Raw genomic sequence first — 3,127 nt, forward strand, 5'->3', positions numbered from 1 at the left:
ATTGAGCAGTTTTTCGTAATACGAGAGCAAGAGTCGGTTTTGATCACCTCATGTAACTGTTCTCTATTTCAGCCAAGGTTACTTGCCGCCCCATGTAACGACCCAAAGTGTCCGTTTTGGGCTGTTTATGATTTCGCTTTTTGTCGAATTATCTTTGCTAGTTGATCTGCTTCCGCCATAAGGCTGAATATTTGGGATCGTATCTCTAGGAACTGGTTCAACTCTTCAGGAGCCTTGTTTCTGATGACTTCGTGGTCATCAGGAGCCGCGTGTGCGCAAAGAAACCGTTCAATTTGGCGTATTCGCAGATCTTTGTCTGGTGCATTTAGAAGTTCCAGAAAGGTCTTCCAATGCTTCTTTCCCTTGCGTTCGTTGCATGTTCTACAACAAGGAACTAGGTTTCGAATGCGATGTCCGTGTCCGGAGAACTCACCCTTTAGGACTCTATTGAACACATGGTCCCAAGTTGCGGCCTCTTCCCCACAATAGACGCAAACGAGGTCTGCCGTTGGATCTTGACCGAGGTCATAAATTGCCTCTTCAACGGCGGCCTCCGAATACTCATCATATGGTGCAAGAGCTGACGCGAACGCGTTCGAGAAGGTGCTCTTTCGCTGCGCAATTGTGTTCGGCTTCAAGTATTTCTTAATGCTGGACGTCTTCAATCCAATCTCCGGTCTCATCGTGGCTCAGACCGTAGTTTCGAGAGTCACATCTGGCAATCAGTCAATTTCCTTGGGCTATGCTCATTCAACCAAACAAGCAGCGGTTGGCGTCGGTGCGTTGATCTTCCACCGCTGCGGACAAGTGATCGTCAGCTTTGTGCTGTCAGAGAGCTACCACTTTTCTCCGAAGGGGCGAATGTCGAGTTCGAATGTCCAGGCCGACTTGTCTTGTCGCGCCAACATCAGAGCTGTCTCCGCAATCCGCTCTGGCTTGATAAAGAAGTCGTCGGGTTCATCTGGTGCAAAGTTCGTCCGTGTGTCCTCGGTGTCGATCACACCATCGATAACAAGATAAGCCACATGAACACCCCTTGGACCGAGTTGCTTGGCCAGTGCATTTGCCAGCGTACGTTGGGCAGACTTTGAAGGCGCAAAAACCGTCGTCCAGACGTTCCCACGAAGCGCCGCGGTCGCGCCCGATACAATGATCACTCCGGAACCACGTTCGGCCATCTGAGACCCTAGAAGCTTTGCGGTAGTAAAAAGACCAAGAGCCCCGACACGCCAACTCTGCTCGAACTGGAGCTCCGAAACGTCTTCAAGCGTTCCAAACTGTGCGAGGTCTGCATTGTAGATAACGACCTCAATTTCGCCTAGATCGCTCTGGACTGCGGAAAGCGCTTTTTTCAAGCTATCCGGGTTTCCAGCGTCGCATCTGTAGGGTCGAACTGACGTATCAGTTGAACTCTCGTCACCGAATGTGGCGCCCGAACGACTCAGCAGTGCGAGAGAGTAACCGGCCTGTTTGAAAGTCTCAGCATATGCGGCACCTAAGCCAGGGCCAAAACCGATGATGACGCAAACCTTGCCATCCATGACTTCTTCTCCTTGCAGCTTTCGTCTCTCTGCAATCGTAACACATAACTTTTTGGTTCGTTCGGTGAGGGGCAGCAAAGTTCGCAAAGCCGGAATTGCAAAGTCTTGTTTTGAAGGTCTGCTCCGGGCTGGCCCCGTTTATCTAACCAAGACGGTCGGATGTCCGCTGCCAGCCCATACTACCGTATGCTGCGCTTTGAACCAATGTCGGGTTTTCAAGGGCGGCCAGGCAAGGGTCAAAGCTCATACTTTTCTGTCACATACAAAAAACGACCGCTTCTGCACATAGCCAACGGGGCTTAGAGTTTCCGCTTCCCAAATGTTTGTGCAACTGATTACGTTTTGCGTTAAAAGCGAAGCCTCTATCCTATATTAAGATACGCAAAGACAATTGCAGGAGAAGTCTATGGTGGAGAATGAAGAACCGTCAGAAAAGAGAATTCTGGAAATTCTGACGGAAGACATTCAAGCGCACAGAGACTATGTTCAGCGGCTATACCGAAATGCTTTCTATGTCGGTGGAATCGGCCTCGCGGCCGGAGTTGGGTTGGCAATTTGGGTCCTGGGTGAGAGGCTTGACAGCAGCATTTTGCAGCACAGGATTGACGAAAAGTTAGTGGCTAAAGTGAACCTACTCACCGACGATCGGGTTGGCGATGCAGAAGCGGAGATTTCCAAAGCGGCAATTGCGGCAACTTCCGACGCCAAAATTGAAATTGAGGCCGCCGCGAACAGCGCCAAGAAAGATGCTCGCGATGACGTTGATAAATATCTCAAGGAGCGCCTCACAGCGGACCTAGCCGAATTAGTGAAGCCCCAGCTTGAAGTAATAGCAGAGGCCAGCGCCTCTGATCTCGCCGCCGTCGTAACTCTTCCTAGAGGATTGGTTGCCGCATTCGATAGCAACGAAGGTTGCCCACTCGGTTGGTCGGTATTTGAAGATGGGGGAGGGCGGACAATCGTAGGAGCCGGCGAACATCGAAACGAAGGCGAAAATGGTCGCCGCTTATTGACGCATCCTGTTGGACAAACTGGTGGCGCAGAGCTTCACGTTCTCACATTGAATGAGATGCCGTCTCACAGGCATGAAGTGGTTTGGATAAACTCACGTGGAGATCAATCCGTGAGTCTAAATGGATCGTCTGTAGATGTCGCGAACGACGATCAATTTCATATCGCATCGTTCCGAGAGGGCGGTCAGGCCAATCGAAACGTTGGCACCACGGCGGTTGGGGGAAGCGCCCCGCACAACAACATGCCTCCCTATATCGCTCTGTATTTCTGCAAAAAGGAGTAACGTTGGAGCGAGCGTGGGGCGCGCTTAGACGCATCATTCTGTCGTGAAATATGGCGGTGGATCAGTTCAGTTGGGGAAGCTCTTCGCTACGAGCGCCTCCGCTAAAACGACGTTTCATATGCCTGGATCTGAAAGCGGACACTAGACAAAGCTCAACGGCCGCACTTGTTGCGTTTCTGCCACGCATTCAAATGCTTCCGTTTGCTTCCACAGTGCTTCCAGCGATGGTGGCACAACGCGAAGAGCCACCCGAAGGTGGCTGTTAACGTGTTGTATTTATGTGATTATT

3 protein-coding genes are annotated in these 3,127 nt (G+C 51.1%); 1 reads left to right on the forward strand and 2 read right to left on the reverse strand.

Annotated features, from left to right (window positions below):
• Positions 1–125: 125 nt before the first annotated feature.
• Positions 126–683: an HNH endonuclease gene (locus M3P21_RS22865; protein ID WP_373320119.1), complete on the reverse strand. Its 558-nt coding sequence runs from the start codon at positions 681–683 to the stop codon at positions 126–128.
• A gap of 153 nt (positions 684–836) precedes the next feature.
• Complete coding sequence (locus M3P21_RS22195) at positions 837–1,541, reverse strand: SDR family NAD(P)-dependent oxidoreductase (protein ID WP_249713689.1); 705 nt, start codon at positions 1,539–1,541, stop codon at positions 837–839.
• A gap of 406 nt (positions 1,542–1,947) precedes the next feature.
• Here M3P21_RS22195 and M3P21_RS22200 point away from each other — a divergent pair, with 406 nt between their 5' ends.
• Entirely contained in the window at positions 1,948–2,838 is an 891-nt protein-coding gene (locus M3P21_RS22200) for a phage tail protein (RefSeq protein ID WP_249713690.1), read from the forward strand.
• The last annotated feature ends 289 nt before the right edge of the window (positions 2,839–3,127 follow it).

Origin of the sequence: Ruegeria spongiae (assembly GCF_023502395.1) — a bacterium.
GTDB lineage: Bacteria > Pseudomonadota > Alphaproteobacteria > Rhodobacterales > Rhodobacteraceae > Ruegeria_C > Ruegeria_C spongiae.

Excerpts from the sequence above, each read along its gene's own strand:
- M3P21_RS22865 (WP_373320119.1), bottom strand. The coding sequence starts at position 683 with ATGAGACCGGAGATTGGATTGAAGACGTCCAGCATTAAGAAATACTTG.
- M3P21_RS22195 (WP_249713689.1), bottom strand. The coding sequence starts at position 1,541 with ATGGATGGCAAGGTTTGCGTCATCATCGGTTTTGGCCCTGGCTTAGGT.
- M3P21_RS22200 (WP_249713690.1), top strand. The coding sequence starts at position 1,948 with ATGGTGGAGAATGAAGAACCGTCAGAAAAGAGAATTCTGGAAATTCTG.